We start from the raw sequence: 14963 nt of genomic DNA on the forward strand, positions 1-14963 counted from the left end.
GGGTATTATAACGGGTTAATAGGGCCTAATACCAGAGGCTATCGTGAGTACATGGAAACGATTTTTTTTCGGAATGGTTCCCATCCATACGAACATGCTGAAATAGCATCACTTGAATAGAAAACTGCGAATTTACGACGTTATTAAAATCCAAATATAAAAAAGCCCAATTTCCCGGTGTTACAGGCGGGAAATTGGGCTTTGGTTACTACGTGAAAGCGAATGGTCTTTATTTATGATTTAAATGTAATGAATTATATTATTTCGATATACCCTTCTGTTCCATGCACGCGAATTCGTTGCCCGTCTCTTATTATCTTGGTGGCATTTTCCACCCCGACAACCGCCGGTAAGCCATATTCACGTGCGATAACTGCTCCATGGGTCATCAGTCCACCAACCTCGGCAACTAAACCTTTTATGGAAACAAACAATGGTGTCCAGCTAGGGTCGGTAAAGGGGGTGACCAATATATCTCCCTCTTCTAGATCAGCATCTTCCATGCTTAAGATGACACGCGCACGTCCCTCAATAACTCCGGAAGAAACAGGTAGACCTACAATAGCTTCGGCTGGGAGATTTTCTCGTTTATACTCACCTACAATGATTTCACCATCAGACGTGATAACACGTGGAGGAGTTAGTTTTTCATATAATTTGTACTCGTCTTTTCGTTTGCTGATGATCTGGTAATCCAATTTATTTGTGCGGACGACTTCGTGAAGTTCTTCAAAAGTGAGATAGTATATATCTTCTTTTTCACGAATGACTTTGGCTTGCACGAGCTGTTCGGCTTCTTTCATCAAAGCCTGCTTATAAACGAAGTAACGATTAACCATGCCGTATTTTGGATATTCCCGATAACCGATGAAATTCCGGATTAGGCTTATCATTCGTTTTGTTTCTTTGGCTTTTTGTTCACCATCCGGTAATTGCTTCAATCGATCTAATAACTCTTGTTCTTTTTTCAAAGCTTGCTGTCGCCCTTGCTCAAATTTCCGATCGCTGGCATTAGGCTCAAAGTTTTTGATATTACTGAGAATCATAGGGATGAGTGTAGTTGGTTTTTCGCTCCAACGAGTTTTAGTAATATCGATTTCTCCGGTACATCGCATTCCGTATTTGCGGAGATAATCATGGAAAGCGTCTTGGGTTTCCTGTCCACCATCAAACTTAACCAGTTCATCCAAAAAGTTATCATCATTTACATGTTGTAAATAATCAATTACTTCTGGATAAGGACGAATCACATCTGCGAGCTCCAATAGCGCCAGACCCATTTCCGAAGTAATATTGTTTGGTACAGATTGAGAAAGGGTGTCGGCTGCGTTTTTTTCACCTAACCACTCGTTCATATTTTCATTGATCCATGATGAGGCATCTATAGCAGCCATAAACACAGCTGAACTTTGTGGGTCAAATAAAATCTTCTTTAATATATGGATATCTTCCAGAATAAAATCAAATAAATCCGATCCTAATTTCGTTTGGATGTTTTGTTTTAACTCTTCTATCGATGTTTGACTACTCTTAATCAAATCAGAAACGATGGTCGGGTCGTTTTCGATTTGTGCCCTAGAATCCGCAGAAGACACACTTTTATTGCTTTTACCGGAACTCTGTTCTTGCTTATCATTTGGTAAAGATTTTATGAAATCTCCTCGCTCTATTATGGTAATGAGTGCGTCTTTCATGAGCGGATCGTGTTGTCCCATGGCATCTAATAACATTTTTCTGCTGTCAGGTGAAGCCAGCCTATGTGTAACATCAACAAACAACCTTCCACCAGCTTTAAACCTGGGTCCAAATGATGTTAACTGGAATATCGACATTCCCAATGGTTTTATGGGGTCAGTCATCATTTGTTGATGACCAACAGATACATAAACGTGATTTTCTTTATCATTTGCTTCAGGGATGGGGTATAAAGTAGTGATCGGCCGACTCTGGACAATATAAAATGTATCATCAGCCAAACACCATTCGATATCTTGTGGGCAACCAAAATAAGCTTCGATCTGTCTTCCTGTACGTGCTAGTTGTAAAATTTGTTGTTCAGTAAGTGTTTGAGTCTTTTGCTGATCGGGATCGATCTGCTGGGTCTCTGTTCCGCCTTCTTTTAGTCCATAGATAGCCAATTTTTTGGTTGCTATCATCTTATCAACGATTTCCTCTTCCTTTACTTTATAACAATCGGGAGATACCAAGCCAGAGACCAGTGCTTCTCCAAGTCCAAAACTGGCATCGATCGATAGCAGCTTTCGGTTAGAAGTAATCGGATCAGCTGTAAATAAAATCCCTGAAGCCTGTGGGAAAACCATCCTTTGAACGATAACGGATAAATAAACTTGTCTGTGGTCAAATCCATTTTGCATACGGTAGATTACCGCGCGATCCGTAAACAGGGAAGCCCAGCATTTGCTGATATACTGTAAGATTGCTGCTTTACCGATGATGTTTAAATAAGTATCTTGTTGACCAGCAAAAGAGGCATGTGGCAAATCCTCAGCAGTCGCACTAGAACGCACTGCATAAGCATGTTCATCGCCAAACCGGGAGAGATAGTGAGCAACTGCTTTCACAACATCGGAAGGAATTTCTACTTCCATAATGATTTGTCGAATCTTCCTGCTGATTTCACCAATTTGATCTCGATCCTCTACTTTTAGCAGAGATAGTTGATCCACCAATGCGTAGAAGGCTTCGTTTTGTTCGAGGGCTTTTTGATAACCTTCTGTCGTAACACAAAATCCTTCTGGCACTTGTATTCCATGAATCTTCGATAGTTCCCCTAAATTCGACCCTTTTCCTCCGGCGAGCAAAAGTTGCGTTTTATCGATCTCCCGAAACTCTAGTACATATGGTTTCATTTCTTTCCCTCCCATTTATCGCTCAATACCAAGACGAATTCTATGACAAAAATTGTTCATCTGATCAACCAATTGCGTTCGCTCGTTCTTGCTCCTGGCGAAGTTCCATGTTCATCAAACACTCCTTTAAAAATTAGGGGTTGACTGAAAAGGATTTTATGAAGTATAATTATAATAGGGATGATTTATATAAAAATCACTTAACAGTGTATAACTATATAAATTTACCACAGTTTTTCTTTTTTATCAATGATTAAAGGAAGAAAAATTCCACAAGACAATTGACTACAAAAAATGCAATCGTCATGAAAATGCAATTTAAAATGATAATGAATTCCAATATTAAAAAGCCCAATTTCTATATTAAGAAATCGGGCTTTTTTCGTTACCCCATTAAAGTGCCCTTTAATAAGAACAATGAGAACACTGCTATTAACAGTGTTCTCATTGTTTTTTTGTTCTTCATCGATCTATATCAGTTTTCAGAAATATTCGAGAGGTAATCAGCGAGTTGAACGAAGGTTCCTGAAAAGCCCGCCTGTACCATTTCCTGCGACTCCTCGTAAGTTTTCATTTCCTCCTCAGTCGGTGATACAGGTGTCCCAATCATCGTAAGTACTGCTTTACCTTCATGCTCGGTGAATGTAAAAGTATTGAGAATTTCCAATGGCCAGCTGTCGTTAAAAGGAGCACGTACGATGTTACCCTTTTCATCAGAAAAGAAAGAGGTGTAAACAAGTTTCTCTGGAGCATTTACTTCTTGATAAACGAATTTGACCCACATTACATTACCGTCAGGAGATGCCTGGCTGTAATGTAAGACACCATCCTCACGAAGCTCAAACTTGGAAATATTAAAAGCCCATCCTTTTGGGCCCCACCAGTTCTGCAGATGTTCTGATTCGGTAAATGCCTTAAATACAAGCTCACGAGTAGCGTTGAAACTTCGGGTAATTTCAGTTTTTGTAAACATTTTATTCCTCCGATTATTGTGTTTTATTTTGTAGCTCCTTCAGATAAAGTTCCAAGCTGTCGAGTTTTTCTTCCCATATTTCACGATACCGTTCCAACCAAATGTTTAATGCCTTAATGGGTTCTGAACGAAGCTTATAAATTCGACGACCAAGAGCACTTAATAATGTAGTATTCATCTTTACACCACGTTTTATTAGAATTATATTCCTTCACGTGGAGAATAAAAAAATGATATTTTTGTACATAATGATACATGTTTAAGTTTTTAATAAAAAAAGAATGATATAGAAGTTTTTACTTGAAAACAGAACTTATGTTCGTATATACTGATAAGAAGACAATCTTGGTAGCAGTTATCACTAAGGAATCCAATCTTAATTCAAAGGAGAATGAAAATGATTAAACCGTATTTAATGTTTAATAGAGAATGCGAAGAGGCTTTCAAACTTTATATTGAGGCTTTTGGCGGGGAACTTATTGCGATGCAAAAATATAGTGAGCTCCCTTCAAGTCCAGACTTTCCTGTTGAAGAGAGTGATAAAGAACTTGTTCTACACTCACAAATAAGAATAACAGAAGATGGATTTATTATGGGTTCTGATTCAAAACGCGAATTGAATGATAGTGACAAAGTGGTTGTAAGTGTGGAGCTTAACTCGGAGGAAAAAGCCAGAAAGGCATGGAACATTTTAAAAGAAGATGGATCTATACATATGGATCTTCATGAAACATTCTTTGCGAAACTTCACGGTTCGTTGAAGGATAAATTCGGTATTTCATGGATGTTTACTGTCAATTAAAACGATACTTGAATCCAAGGCCAAAAGACGACCGGTTATTTGACTGGTTGTTTTTTATTATTCGATTTAAAAAGTTCCTCAACAATCTGGCCCAATTGTTGAACAATCTGTCTTTAGCTCCATAAAAAAAGAGCTGCAGATGCAACTCCTTTATTGAAGTAAGGCCTGTTAATTCGCTAATACAAAAAAAATAGTGTGAACCATACAAACGCAATACCCAAATCTAATAACAGCCAACTCTTATTTTCTTTTTTTAAGAGTCTTTCGAATGCGTCTATTATTGAACCAGTTCCTAATAAGATTAATAAATATTTTATGAAATTAAAATTAAACTCATTTATTAACCCTAATATTAAATTCAAGCCCATTAATATTATCATTAAATATCTAATCAGAGTAAATGGTCTTGTACTCTCACTTTTTTCAAAAAACAATCCCATTACATCTTTCAACTTATTTGACATTAAATTTCCCCTATAAAACTACAATCTAAATTTAATAAACTATACCATAAGCAAACTGGTCTTCTTCAACATAGCTGACCTTTTGGTGCATAAGAAAAGGAGCTGCAGATCAGCTCCTTGTAATGAAGTAAAGCACCCGTTAATTGGATTACAATTGGCAGCTGCAGCTTGGGATAAAAATATTGTTCTATTTGATGCTGCCGTTTATGGAACTATTCCCGTATATTCCTCATTGATAAAAGAAGGGATAGCAGAACTTAATCCAATAGTTGAATTTTAATCCTTTTTTTCGTGGGACCTTTTTGTTGAATTTTCATAATGGAAAAGTCTTTAATTTCATTTGTGTTGTTGACGTGGGTTCCGCCACATGCTTGCTCATCAATATCATTTATTTGAACGATTCGAATTTCGTTAAGAGAAGCTGGAATTAAATTAATGACAGTTTTAATAACCCCTCCTTTTGCTCTGCCTCAGTCCTGCTAATTGTTTTCGTGTAAACATTATGGGGGTGTGCCAGTACCTTCTTTATCGATTGTTCTAATAGTTCAAATGGTATTTCTCCCATTATTTCAGGAGAAAAAGACAGCTCTAATCTCGCATGTTCTTTTTCAATTTGACTGCTTGTAGCTAAAGCATTGTAATGTTGATATAAATAACCTGAAATGACATGCAATAATGTGTGATACTGCATATTCTGAAACCGCCAAGACCAGTCAATCTCCATTTCTACCGTTTGATTAATATCCTGTAATGGGCGTTCTAGTTCATGAATGATTTCACCATCTATTTTTTTTACTGTTAATATATTATAAGTTTCATCACCTTGTTTAATAACCCCTCGGTCACAAGGCTGCCCACCGCCACCTGGATAAAAAATGGTTTGCTCGAACACGACAAACCGGTCTTGTATCGAAACAATATTTGCCGAACATTCTTTTAGATAACTATTGTCTGAATATAACTCTTTCGTGGCCATTTTTTTCTCCTTTTGTTGCCTTGATATCCTCTACCAGCATTTCAACATGTTCTTTTTTCGTAGCCCAACTGGTACAAAATCTCACAGCACTGTGTGTAGCATCGACCTTTTCCCAGAAGGAGAATGAATACTTTTTGCCTAATTCCAAAATTACATCTTCAGGCAAAATGGGAAACTGCTGATTTGATGTGGAATCATATCGTAATGAAAATCCATTTTCAACAAATGCTTCTCGAATCATCATTGACATTTCCACGGCATGATTAGAAATTTCATAGTATAAGCCATCTTCAAATAAGGTTTCAAACTGGATCCCCAATAGTCTCCCTTTAGCCAGTAATCCTCCCTTTTGCTTGATAAAATACCGGAAATCCTTTTTCAAGGCATCATTCATGATGACTGCCGCTTCACCAAACATTGCACCAACTTTCGTTCCCCCTATATAGAACACATCACATAGCCTTGCAACATCTGCCAAGGATAAATCGCTGTCTTTTGAAGCCAAACCATACCCTAATCTAGCTCCATCCAATACCAATGGCAAACCACATTCCCGGCAAACTTTACTTAATGCTTCCAATTCGGCTTTACTATAAGTCGTTCCATTTTCCGTAGGGTTAGAAATGTAAACCAAGCCTGGCTGTACCATATGCTCATGAGTAACATCATTCCAGTGAGCATCATATAATTCTTTCACCTGTTCAGCTTGAATTTTTCCATCATCACTCGGCAAAGTAAGTATTTTATGACCAGTGGCTTCAATTGCTCCTGTTTCATGTACCGCGATATGCCCGGTAATTGCAGCAACTGCACCTTGGTGTGGCCGCAAAATTGAAGCGATGATAGTTGTATTCGTTTGTGTTCCCCCTACTAAAAAGTGTATATCTGCATTCGCCGCATCACACTCTTTTCGAATGTAAGCTCTCGCCTTTTCACAGTGTTCATCCACTCCATATCCGGGTGTTTGTTCTTCATTGGTTTCTATTAATCGTTTCAGAATTCGCTCATGAGCACCTTCTGTATAATCATTTTCAAAACGTATCATCCTATATTCTCCCCAAACTATCTAATTTTTTCTGAATGAACATCATAGAAGCATGGATTTCTTTTATTTCATTTTGTGATAATCCTTGGAATAATCTCACTATTTGTTCATCAGATCTTTCATTAAGCTGGTTAAAAAGAGTCATCCCTTCAGGGGTCAACCGAATCAGACTAGTTCTGTTATCCAAGGTCGAGTTTTCCTTCATGACCAGTCCATCTTTACTCAGCTTGTTAATTATTCTGCTCATATAGCTGCGGTCGATTTCCAGCTTATCAACTAAATTGTTTGCTATACACTGCTCCATCAAACCGATTTCTAAAATTACCCTTGCCTCAGTGAAAGAATATCCGGTATCCAAAATATGCTTATCCAATACACCTAGTATATTCGTATAAAATCTATTGAATTGCCGTATATCAGCCATGGTATTTTTACTTATATTCATTCTTGACTTCCTTTTTTAGTGGACTTTATCCACTAATACATTATTGTAATTAGTGGACATTGTCAACTTTTTTCGTAAATCTCTAAGAATCAATCGATACCACTAGTTTAACCAATTTCAAAAAATTCACTTTTAGCTTGAAACTGATTTAGTTTTTTTAGGGTGATTTTTTCTTCTCGAGGAAGTTACAATATTTCAATTAGAAATGATTATAAAATTCCTCACTTAAACTAACCTCCCTCTATTGTTGAAAAAGGTAATCCTTGATTCATAACTTTATTCTATAAAATTAGAGATTATCGAACACGGGATGAGTTAAGGTGCATAATATAGGATAGTGATATTTAACTATATTTTGAAAGGATGTAATATTGTGTATCCTTCTTACACTAACCCACACCATCTCAAACAAGAAACACTGTCACAGGTTGGACCATGGGTACAGTATGGTTTAAACGAAGCTCAAAAAACATCCATCCCTCATGCAATGATGGAAATTGCAGCTATTGCCTATCTGATGGGTAAAGGATATGATCCAAGGATGGCGCATCAAATAGTTGAATCATGGGAAGTTAATGAAATGTTTTAACTGCTGTAGCTATGAAATAAAGATTAATCAATATGTCCTCTTTAACCCACATATTAGCGTAAATAAAAAAATCCATTTTGAAAAATGATTGATCAAAATGGATTTTCTTGTGATTGAGTATACAGTTTTTATAAAATATTTTGATTATTTTTAGTGAGTCTTAAAGAATAGCTCCCGATTGTTGAAGATCGAAAATATAAGAATCGACTAATGAAAACATGGCTTATTAGATAGAAATGCAAAACTGCTTATTATAGCCCATAAGGGGTCACCGTACCATTTCGGTAAAATTGTACGTTAAGCATAATGTCGAAAGCTAAAAAGCCGGATTCCTGTACACTAAGGAAAGCCAGCTTTCATATACCATATTCGTTAACTATCGTACTCCGTTAGTTCAATCTCTCGGACCCATCACTTCTTCTCGCCGTCAAGCTTCTTGATAAGACGAATGCAGGACGATTCCGCTTCCTATATAGCTTAATTAAACAAACTTACTATATTTGGGTGCCTTTTGCAGTTCGGCTGGGTTCTGAGAACGCAATCCACAAGTTCTATTGCAAGAAGTGCGTCCTAAATAATAACTCGTTCTCACACTTCTGAATACTGGTCCCAAATTTCAGTCCATAGGTAAATTCGCCCTTCAGATGCTAGGAGCCGTTGGTGAGTTGGGGCGCAACACGATTGTGAGTTAGTTGGATAAAGAAGCCACCCACGCATCGACAGGTATCACCTCGGCCTGATGGGGGAACACCTTCTCGGTTAGAACGCGATGAACCTCGGGATCGGCATCGATACAGGCGTCGGAAAGAACCGTAAGGCCAAAGTCTTTATCTGCTGCTTCCCGTAAAGTCGATAGAACGACCCCGCTTGTGGCGATACCGCTGAGAATCAGCGTGTCGATCTGGCGGGACCGAAGGATCACCTCAAGGTCACTTCCGGCGAACGCGCTCACTCGAAGCTTGGTCACGATCGGCTCGTCCGGCCGAGGCTGCACGGATTCATGAATTTGCATCGTCACTTCCGGAGCCGCCGCTGTTCCGGCCCTACCGGCAACCCGCGAACATTTTGTTTCTAGAACTAATCTCGGGATAACCTGCGCGAAATGCGACACGTACGAAAATAACGGGAATAGCGTGACTGCGTGCGGCTTCAATTGCCTTTTGGAACGGAAGCAGTGTCTTTTCGCTGTCTACGAACCGCGACACGACGCTGTTTTGCATATCCATGACCAACAGCGCGCTTTTGCTTGATGAATTTTGCATGTGTTTTTATACTCCTTTTCAACGAGTTGTATTTACGGCGTTCGAGTTGAAACATTTCGGGGGACACACTTGAATCGATCGCGAATCACCTCACCGTCATAAACGGAGAACACTCTCCGTTTATGATTATACGGAGAACGCTCTCCGTTTGTCAATAAATCGCAAGTGATGTAATATTTATAAAGAGGTGTTATCCCAAGATGTCTAAAAATAAAATTTCAGCTGGAGACGGTGACACCACCGATTCCGTCGTCGCCACGACTCCCGAGAAGGCATTGCGTGCAGATGCCAAAAGAAATCGGGATAAGCTGCTCAATGTCGCCCATAGGGTTTTTATGACCGAAGGCATCTCCGTCTCGATGGATGAAATCGCCCGACGTGCCGGTGTGGGCGTGGGTACCGTCTATCGGCATTTCCCGACCAAGGAAGATTTGTTTGGGGCCGTTATTGTCAGCCACAAGGCGCGTCTTATCGAAGAAGCAAATCAATTGCTTTACCACGACGACCCGGGCGAAGCATTCTTTCATTATTTTGCAAGAATCATACGCGAGGGGATTGCAAACAAGGCGATCACCGATGCCCTTGTTAGCAGTCTGAATATAGACGCTGGACGTTCGGAGGTTGCGAGGGATTTTTGGCGAGGGATTGACAATCTTCTCGCCCGTGCCCAACAAAGCGGCTCTGTTCGGGCTGATGCTCGCATTGAGGATATCAAAGTCCTTCTTATCGGCATCTTGCAGGCAACCGGGGACGACGGGACTTTTCCGGACCGCATCGTTTCGATCCTATGCGACGGTCTTCGCGGGTAATCAAAAATAAACGCTTGCGACTCCCGAGACCGCAAGCGTTTAAGGCCCATATTTCGCCCTACTTGTGATACGGTTCCCCACAATTGATTTTGAACTAACCTGCCCCGTTAGTTGCATAAAGAAAAAGCTGCCTTAAAGACAGCTCCGCTCCGATCTTCAGCTAACGCACCCGTTAGCTGAATAAGATATTTTCTTTATATTAATTCACTTTAAGGATGTTTAAATGCTTCGTTGTAGAAATCAAATCTATTTTATGATTTCCTTTTGTGTAAAAAACGGAAGCCCCTTCTCTTTCTCCCTTTTTCCATCCATTCGCTTTAAGGACTAATTCATATCCAAGTGGTATGCCATTTTCTTCCGATGCTTTTGACCAATCATAACTTTTCCCTTGTTCATTTTCCTGAACTAGCTCAGCATTTTTAGGAACTGGGAAGTCAAATGAATCTTTTGATGGTTCGTATAGAGATAACGTTATGAAATAATAAATGACTCCTCCTATCAAAAGCGTAGCTAAAGTAAGTGTCCAACCAACCATTTTCTTCATCTTACTTACCCTTCCTTCATAGGTTGTTATTTGGATCGATACTCCAAATCCAAACAACTATTTGTTTTTCTACATATTCTATTCAAATTGTGGATTATCCTTGTTCAACTATCCTGCCCCGTTAGTTCCATAAGAAAAAGAGCTGCCAAAGCAACTCTCTTATTGAAGTAAAGCACCTGTTATTGAAGAAATGTCATCGTATTATCTAAAACTTAAACACCAAATATCACTGTTCCTAAAATCATATATACAAAAGGAAAAAATAATAAGACCGAATTTACAATGATAGCACCAATCGTCAAAACATCCTTTTGGATTTTATGTGCTTTTGAAGCGAAGAAAAGTCCAAAAAGACAAAATACTAAAGGGAAAAATATAGGCAACCCTTCTATCTTTTCAAGTGTAACAATATCAAACAGAAAATTCACAATGAAAATTAGAGGTACAAAGAATAACGAATAAGAAACAACAATAAATGTCTTTTGCATAATAAGCCCCTTTGAAAAAGTATGTTCCTTAAACGCTAACATAAAACAAGTTATATTTGGGTCAATTTCCCATTATTTTATGCAACTAACCTGCCCCGTTAGTTCCATAAAGAAAAAACTGCCTTAAAGACATTCCAGATCTTAAGCTAACGCACCCGATAGTTTAAGTACATTTCTTCACAACCTTATTCACTCTGTTGATAAATAATCAGTAAAACAACTTTCACAAAAATGGAAAGTTGCTTTTTTTTTAGGGTATCTTGGTTATGATAACAGAATAATAACAGGAGGGCTGTGGACATGCTGAAAAAAAAGATGAAAATCGAGGTTATTCAAAAAGTATTAGACAATTGGAGGGGGTTCTTTTTACCTTACCAAATGGCATTACATGAATTAGAAAGTGATTTCAAGGTTATTGACTTAGAATGGAAAACACAACATGGCTATTCTCCTATTGAACATATGAAAACACGTATGAAAAAATTAAGTTCTTTAGTGGAGAAAATACAAAGAAAAGAAATTCCTTTAACACAAGAAGCGGTGAGGAATGAAATAAGAGATATTTTGGGAGTTAGAATTGTCACAAGTTTTATTGATGACGTATATATGTTGAAGGAGCATATCGAGCAACGTGAAGACATTCGAATGATACGCGTAAAGGATTATATTCAGGACCCGAAAATGAGCGGATATAAAAGTTTGCACCTGATTGTAGAAACCCAAGTCATCCTATCCAACGAAATAATATGGGTTCCTGCAGAAATACAAATTCGTACTTCCGCTATGGATTTTTGGGCATCAACCGAGCATAAACTAAACTATAAATATCAAGGCGAGACTATACCAGAGGATGCTCAAAAGCAGCTAATTGAGCTTGCCAAAGCTTCTTCCTTAATGGATAAAGAAATGTCAAGATTAAGAACAAAATTACTAGCCAATTAAGCAAACAATCGTGACACCTTTCTCATTTACAACCTTAAGTCAATCTGACAAATAAAAACACTTAGTCTTAGAATCTAAGGGTTTCATCCTTGTTCCGTCCAAAACGATCCAGTGAATGAATGTAAAGAACATCCCCTTTCCGGATCATTCGTTTTAACATTTGATATTGTTCTCGTTCAAAATTTTTCCCACTTTGTTTATCCATACTTTAACGGACGTTAAAAGTAGGTGATTTTATAAAAAAATGCGCCGTTCGCAAAAATGTACTTTTACGAACGACAGGAACAACACTATACCTCCCATATCGGAAATTTTATACTCTAAGAGAATTCCAACCTAAAAAGTCGATCTCCTCTACGTGAACTGACCCCATAAAGTTAGACAGGTTATTTCGTTAGGCAGCACGTTGGGCATGAGCTCGGTATTGTACCGGGCTCATACCTTTTAATTTACCTTTCTCATATGTCACAGTTTTTGTTTAAAAAGAGGGAGCAAGAAAAAAAGTATGATTATATAAAGAATCATACTTTTAAAAGGCCACCAATTGGCGGCCTTCTTATGGCGCTAACGCACCCGTAAGTTGAATAAGACTTATTGTAGAGTTAACACAAGCTATGACATAAAAAACAGTTAAAAGGTTTTAAAAATTGAATTTAAAACAATGAATAGAAAAATGATAAGAGCAACTACGATTGCTTCAAGTGTGAATTTTTTATTCTGTTTCTTTTGCTGTAATTTCTCCCTATATTCCATTTGAATCTTTTTCTTTTTATCATCTAATTTCATATTGCAGGTAGACTCCTTAATGAAAATAATTAAGTTGATTTTACCATAAAAAACCATGTTCGTTCTTCAACTATTCTGCCCCGATAGTTCCATAAGAAAAAGCTGCCTTAAAGACAGCTCCGATCTTCAGCTAACGCACCCGTTAGTTCTATAAGAAAAGCACAATATTTGTCTATCTCTTTTACATAATCAGTTCTAGGTAGTATACCTAAATATAAATAGCCTCATCAAGTTTTTGATGAGGCTATCCACTGCGTATAGTGTATTAAAGTTTTAGCACTAGAACCAATATATCTTTAGGAGCATTTCTTTAGTTTTGAACGGCTCTAGTATAATAATATTCTTCAAGAGTAATTCCTTGGCTCATAATAGTTTGAGCTATTGATTTGCCTACATATCGAAGATGCCATGGTTCATATTTATAACCAGTAACTGATTCTTTTCCTTTAGGGTATCGGATAATAAATCCATAATCATCTGCATGTGCCTGGAGCCATTTTGCTTCTTTAGTACCTCCAAAGCAATCCTGTGCCGCGCATTTACCATTTCCTCCTGTCACATCAATAGCAAGGCCTGTTTCATGCTCACTTGTTCCAGGTAATGCACTGTATGTGATTGCTTTGGCATAACCATCCCTTTTTACATAATAATCAAATAGAGCAACTTGTGTAGCATGTGATCTGTATGCAGATACACCGAGAAGACTTACTCCCTGCTTCTTGGATTCCGCAAATAATTTGCTAATGGCAGCAGCTGCTTCACTTCGCATTTTTCTTTTTTCTGTCTTTTCTTTAAAAGTAAACGGTATCGACGTATATACTAAGTCTTTTGGTACATAGTTTTCTGGTAGCTTATTTTTTTTATTGACTAGCACTGGAATACTTTCAGGCTTTGCAACAACCTGAATGGCGTCAGATGAAGGATTGGATACCTTTACATATTGACTACTAACATAACCTGTTTGACCATTTAAGCTTACCTTTAGCCATCCATTTGGATCTTTTCCAGTAACCGTTAACTTTGTGCCCTGTTTAACTGTTGCTATAATTTTATTAGCAGTAGATGGACCTGTACGGACATTCAGATTAGCAGTTGCTGTATAGATTACAGTTGCTGTACTAGAGCCAGATGAAGAGTTTGATATTTTTACATATTGGCTACTAACATAACCTGTTTGACCATTTAAGTTAACCTTTAGCCATCCATTCGCATCTTTTCCAGTAACCGTTAGCTTTGTGCCCTGTTTAACTGTTGCTATAATTTTATTAGCAGTAGATGGACCTGTACGGACATTCAGGTTAGCAGTTGCTGTATAAGTTACAGTTGCTGTACTAGAGCCAGATGAAGAGTTTGATATTTTTACATATTGGCTACTAACATAACCTGTTTGACCATTTAAGCTAACCTTTAGCCATCCACTCGCATCTTTTCCAGTAACCGTTAACTTTGTGCCCTGTTTAACCGTTGCTATAATTTTATTAGCAGTAGAGGGACCTGTACGGACATTCAGGTTAGCAGTTGCTGTATAGGTTACAGTTGCTGCATTGGCTACACTTGGTTCTAACCCCTTAATATTTGCATGCTTAAAACCGATTAAACCTGCACATAAAATAATGAAAGCGAAACCGGTAGTTAGCAATCTTTTGTTTAACGTTACTTTATTTAGTTTTGTCATATAGAACACCTCAGCTTTAAGATATATTTTAAAATAATAAATGTCACTGGTTTATTGTTCCAATTAGCAACAAGAATGTTGAAACAACATCCGCAAAGATATTCTTTTACACTTTTAAAATAATAGATGGTCCTTAAGTTAACTAAATTGGTTAACTTTTTTTATTACGTTTCTCCCTGGATGAATTACAGGGCTAGTTTCGCAGTTTGTCAGGTTCACATAAAAAAATCAGGCACCCGTAATGGATGCCTTTAAATAGCCGATCTATCTTGTATTTCATTTTCTTTATAGAA

General features: G+C 37.9%; 20 protein-coding genes and 1 pseudogene. 5 read left to right on the forward strand and 16 right to left on the reverse strand.

The window, feature by feature from the left end; translation table 11 throughout:
* Nucleotides 1-254: 254 nt before the first annotated feature.
* The 3 genes from ppsA to AC3ISB_RS22530 all read right to left on the reverse strand — a co-directional run bounded on the left by ppsA (nt 255) and on the right by AC3ISB_RS22530 (nt 4021).
* A complete protein-coding gene (ppsA, locus tag AC3ISB_RS22520; protein WP_489274413.1) occupies nt 255-2870 on the reverse strand; it encodes a phosphoenolpyruvate synthase in 2616 nt (871 codons plus the stop codon).
* Between the two features lie 475 nt (nt 2871-3345).
* Complete coding sequence (locus tag AC3ISB_RS22525) at nt 3346-3843, reverse strand: SRPBCC family protein (RefSeq protein WP_489274415.1); 498 nt, start codon at nt 3841-3843, stop codon at nt 3346-3348.
* A gap of 13 nt (nt 3844-3856) precedes the next feature.
* Nucleotides 3857-4021 (reverse strand): hypothetical protein, encoded by a 165-nt coding sequence (locus AC3ISB_RS22530; RefSeq protein ID WP_489274417.1) that lies wholly within the window; start codon nt 4019-4021, stop codon nt 3857-3859.
* Between the two features lie 219 nt (nt 4022-4240).
* Here AC3ISB_RS22530 and AC3ISB_RS22535 point away from each other — a divergent pair, with 219 nt between their 5' ends.
* Nucleotides 4241-4645, forward strand: coding sequence for a VOC family protein (locus tag AC3ISB_RS22535; protein WP_339200791.1), 405 nt, complete (start codon nt 4241-4243; stop codon nt 4643-4645).
* Between the two features lie 176 nt (nt 4646-4821).
* Here the strand turns inward: AC3ISB_RS22535 and AC3ISB_RS22540 are convergent, their stop codons facing one another.
* Complete coding sequence (locus AC3ISB_RS22540; RefSeq protein WP_489274419.1) at nt 4822-5109, reverse strand: hypothetical protein; 288 nt, start codon at nt 5107-5109, stop codon at nt 4822-4824.
* Between the two features lie 85 nt (nt 5110-5194).
* On the opposite strand from AC3ISB_RS22540, the gene AC3ISB_RS22545 reads away from it, so the two are divergent.
* On the forward strand, nt 5195-5389 hold the full coding sequence (locus AC3ISB_RS22545; RefSeq protein WP_489274421.1) for a hypothetical protein: 195 nt from the start codon (nt 5195-5197) through the stop codon (nt 5387-5389).
* Here AC3ISB_RS22545 and AC3ISB_RS22550 read toward each other — a convergent pair.
* Genes AC3ISB_RS22550 through AC3ISB_RS22565 form a run of 4 tightly spaced genes read right to left on the reverse strand, consistent with a single transcriptional unit; the run spans nt 5367 to nt 7575 of the window.
* Nucleotides 5367-5558: a hypothetical protein gene (locus AC3ISB_RS22550; protein ID WP_489277004.1), complete on the reverse strand. Its 192-nt coding sequence runs from the start codon at nt 5556-5558 to the stop codon at nt 5367-5369. The two genes, AC3ISB_RS22545 and AC3ISB_RS22550, sit on opposite strands and share 23 nt — an antisense overlap.
* Nucleotides 5537-6085, reverse strand: coding sequence for an alanine--tRNA ligase-related protein (locus tag AC3ISB_RS22555; protein WP_489274422.1), 549 nt, complete (start codon nt 6083-6085; stop codon nt 5537-5539). Before AC3ISB_RS22555 ends, AC3ISB_RS22550 begins: the two co-directional genes overlap by 22 nt.
* Nucleotides 6054-7130, reverse strand: coding sequence for a threonine aldolase family protein (locus AC3ISB_RS22560; RefSeq protein ID WP_489274424.1), 1077 nt, complete (start codon nt 7128-7130; stop codon nt 6054-6056). The genes AC3ISB_RS22555 and AC3ISB_RS22560 overlap by 32 nt, the downstream gene beginning before the upstream one ends.
* Nucleotide 7131: 1 nt before the next feature.
* Nucleotides 7132-7575 (reverse strand): MarR family winged helix-turn-helix transcriptional regulator, encoded by a 444-nt coding sequence (locus AC3ISB_RS22565; protein ID WP_098370173.1) that lies wholly within the window; start codon nt 7573-7575, stop codon nt 7132-7134.
* A 373-nt stretch (nt 7576-7948) separates the two neighbouring features.
* On the opposite strand from AC3ISB_RS22565, the gene AC3ISB_RS22570 reads away from it, so the two are divergent.
* Nucleotides 7949-8164: a hypothetical protein gene (locus AC3ISB_RS22570; protein ID WP_098370174.1), complete on the forward strand. Its 216-nt coding sequence runs from the start codon at nt 7949-7951 to the stop codon at nt 8162-8164.
* 688 nt (nt 8165-8852) lie between these two features.
* On the opposite strand, the gene AC3ISB_RS22575 is transcribed toward AC3ISB_RS22570, so the two are convergent.
* Genes AC3ISB_RS22575 through AC3ISB_RS22585 form a run of 3 tightly spaced genes read right to left on the reverse strand, consistent with a single transcriptional unit; the run spans nt 8853 to nt 9481 of the window.
* The gene (locus AC3ISB_RS22575; protein WP_489277006.1) at nt 8853-9176 is read right to left on the reverse strand and encodes a cysteine hydrolase family protein; all 324 of its coding nucleotides are present in this window, start codon (nt 9174-9176) and stop codon (nt 8853-8855) included.
* A gap of 31 nt (nt 9177-9207) precedes the next feature.
* Nucleotides 9208-9390 carry a hypothetical protein gene (locus AC3ISB_RS22580; protein WP_489277008.1) on the reverse strand — a complete coding sequence of 61 codons (183 nt, stop codon included), beginning with the start codon at nt 9388-9390 and terminating at the stop codon, nt 9208-9210.
* Nucleotides 9314-9481, reverse strand: coding sequence for a hypothetical protein (locus AC3ISB_RS22585; protein ID WP_489277047.1), 168 nt, complete (start codon nt 9479-9481; stop codon nt 9314-9316). Before AC3ISB_RS22585 ends, AC3ISB_RS22580 begins: the two co-directional genes overlap by 77 nt.
* A 145-nt stretch (nt 9482-9626) precedes the next feature.
* On the opposite strand from AC3ISB_RS22585, the gene AC3ISB_RS22590 reads away from it, so the two are divergent.
* A complete protein-coding gene (locus AC3ISB_RS22590; RefSeq protein ID WP_430097162.1) occupies nt 9627-10235 on the forward strand; it encodes a TetR/AcrR family transcriptional regulator in 609 nt (202 codons plus the stop codon).
* 199 nt (nt 10236-10434) lie between these two features.
* On the opposite strand, the gene AC3ISB_RS22595 is transcribed toward AC3ISB_RS22590, so the two are convergent.
* Nucleotides 10435-10779, reverse strand: coding sequence for a hypothetical protein (locus tag AC3ISB_RS22595; protein WP_144528330.1), 345 nt, complete (start codon nt 10777-10779; stop codon nt 10435-10437).
* Between the two features lie 212 nt (nt 10780-10991).
* Nucleotides 10992-11267, reverse strand: a complete 276-nt coding sequence (locus AC3ISB_RS22600) for a hypothetical protein (RefSeq protein WP_098370178.1) — start codon at nt 11265-11267, stop codon at nt 10992-10994.
* A 300-nt stretch (nt 11268-11567) separates the two neighbouring features.
* Here AC3ISB_RS22600 and AC3ISB_RS22605 point away from each other — a divergent pair, with 300 nt between their 5' ends.
* On the forward strand, nt 11568-12209 hold the full coding sequence (locus AC3ISB_RS22605; protein ID WP_098370179.1) for a GTP pyrophosphokinase: 642 nt from the start codon (nt 11568-11570) through the stop codon (nt 12207-12209).
* Between the two features lie 73 nt (nt 12210-12282).
* Here AC3ISB_RS22605 and AC3ISB_RS22610 read toward each other — a convergent pair.
* The 3 genes and pseudogenes from AC3ISB_RS22610 to AC3ISB_RS22620 form a co-directional block, all read right to left on the reverse strand.
* A pseudogene (locus tag AC3ISB_RS22610) lies at nt 12283-12414 on the reverse strand (recombinase family protein); the annotation flags it as partial.
* Between the two features lie 425 nt (nt 12415-12839).
* Nucleotides 12840-12995 (reverse strand): hypothetical protein, encoded by a 156-nt coding sequence (locus AC3ISB_RS22615; RefSeq protein WP_480339623.1) that lies wholly within the window; start codon nt 12993-12995, stop codon nt 12840-12842.
* Nucleotides 12996-13305: 310 nt separating this feature from the next.
* On the reverse strand, nt 13306-14670 hold the full coding sequence (locus tag AC3ISB_RS22620) for an SH3 domain-containing protein (RefSeq protein ID WP_489274427.1): 1365 nt from the start codon (nt 14668-14670) through the stop codon (nt 13306-13308).
* Nucleotides 14671-14963 lie beyond the last annotated feature (293 nt).

It is taken from the genome of Peribacillus sp. GL_122 (assembly GCF_057835005.1).

Bases quoted from the DNA above. Each gene is read 5' to 3' on its own strand.
- ppsA (WP_489274413.1), bottom strand. From the start codon at position 2,870: ATGAAACCATATGTACTAGAGTTTCGGGAGATCGATAAAACGCAACTT.
- AC3ISB_RS22525 (WP_489274415.1), bottom strand. From the start codon at position 3,843: ATGTTTACAAAAACTGAAATTACCCGAAGTTTCAACGCTACTCGTGAG.
- AC3ISB_RS22530 (WP_489274417.1), bottom strand. From the start codon at position 4,021: ATGAATACTACATTATTAAGTGCTCTTGGTCGTCGAATTTATAAGCTT.
- AC3ISB_RS22535 (WP_339200791.1), top strand. From the start codon at position 4,241: ATGATTAAACCGTATTTAATGTTTAATAGAGAATGCGAAGAGGCTTTC.
- AC3ISB_RS22540 (WP_489274419.1), bottom strand. From the start codon at position 5,109: ATGTCAAATAAGTTGAAAGATGTAATGGGATTGTTTTTTGAAAAAAGT.
- AC3ISB_RS22555 (WP_489274422.1), bottom strand. From the start codon at position 6,085: ATGGCCACGAAAGAGTTATATTCAGACAATAGTTATCTAAAAGAATGT.
- AC3ISB_RS22560 (WP_489274424.1), bottom strand. From the start codon at position 7,130: ATGATACGTTTTGAAAATGATTATACAGAAGGTGCTCATGAGCGAATT.
- AC3ISB_RS22565 (WP_098370173.1), bottom strand. From the start codon at position 7,575: ATGAATATAAGTAAAAATACCATGGCTGATATACGGCAATTCAATAGA.
- AC3ISB_RS22575 (WP_489277006.1), bottom strand. From the start codon at position 9,176: ATGCAAATTCATGAATCCGTGCAGCCTCGGCCGGACGAGCCGATCGTG.
- AC3ISB_RS22580 (WP_489277008.1), bottom strand. From the start codon at position 9,390: ATGGATATGCAAAACAGCGTCGTGTCGCGGTTCGTAGACAGCGAAAAG.
- AC3ISB_RS22585 (WP_489277047.1), bottom strand. From the start codon at position 9,481: ATGTTTCAACTCGAACGCCGTAAATACAACTCGTTGAAAAGGAGTATA.
- AC3ISB_RS22590 (WP_430097162.1), top strand. From the start codon at position 9,627: ATGTCTAAAAATAAAATTTCAGCTGGAGACGGTGACACCACCGATTCC.
- AC3ISB_RS22595 (WP_144528330.1), bottom strand. From the start codon at position 10,779: ATGAAGAAAATGGTTGGTTGGACACTTACTTTAGCTACGCTTTTGATA.
- AC3ISB_RS22600 (WP_098370178.1), bottom strand. From the start codon at position 11,267: ATGCAAAAGACATTTATTGTTGTTTCTTATTCGTTATTCTTTGTACCT.
- AC3ISB_RS22605 (WP_098370179.1), top strand. From the start codon at position 11,568: ATGCTGAAAAAAAAGATGAAAATCGAGGTTATTCAAAAAGTATTAGAC.
- AC3ISB_RS22615 (WP_480339623.1), bottom strand. From the start codon at position 12,995: ATGAAATTAGATGATAAAAAGAAAAAGATTCAAATGGAATATAGGGAG.
- AC3ISB_RS22620 (WP_489274427.1), bottom strand. From the start codon at position 14,670: ATGACAAAACTAAATAAAGTAACGTTAAACAAAAGATTGCTAACTACC.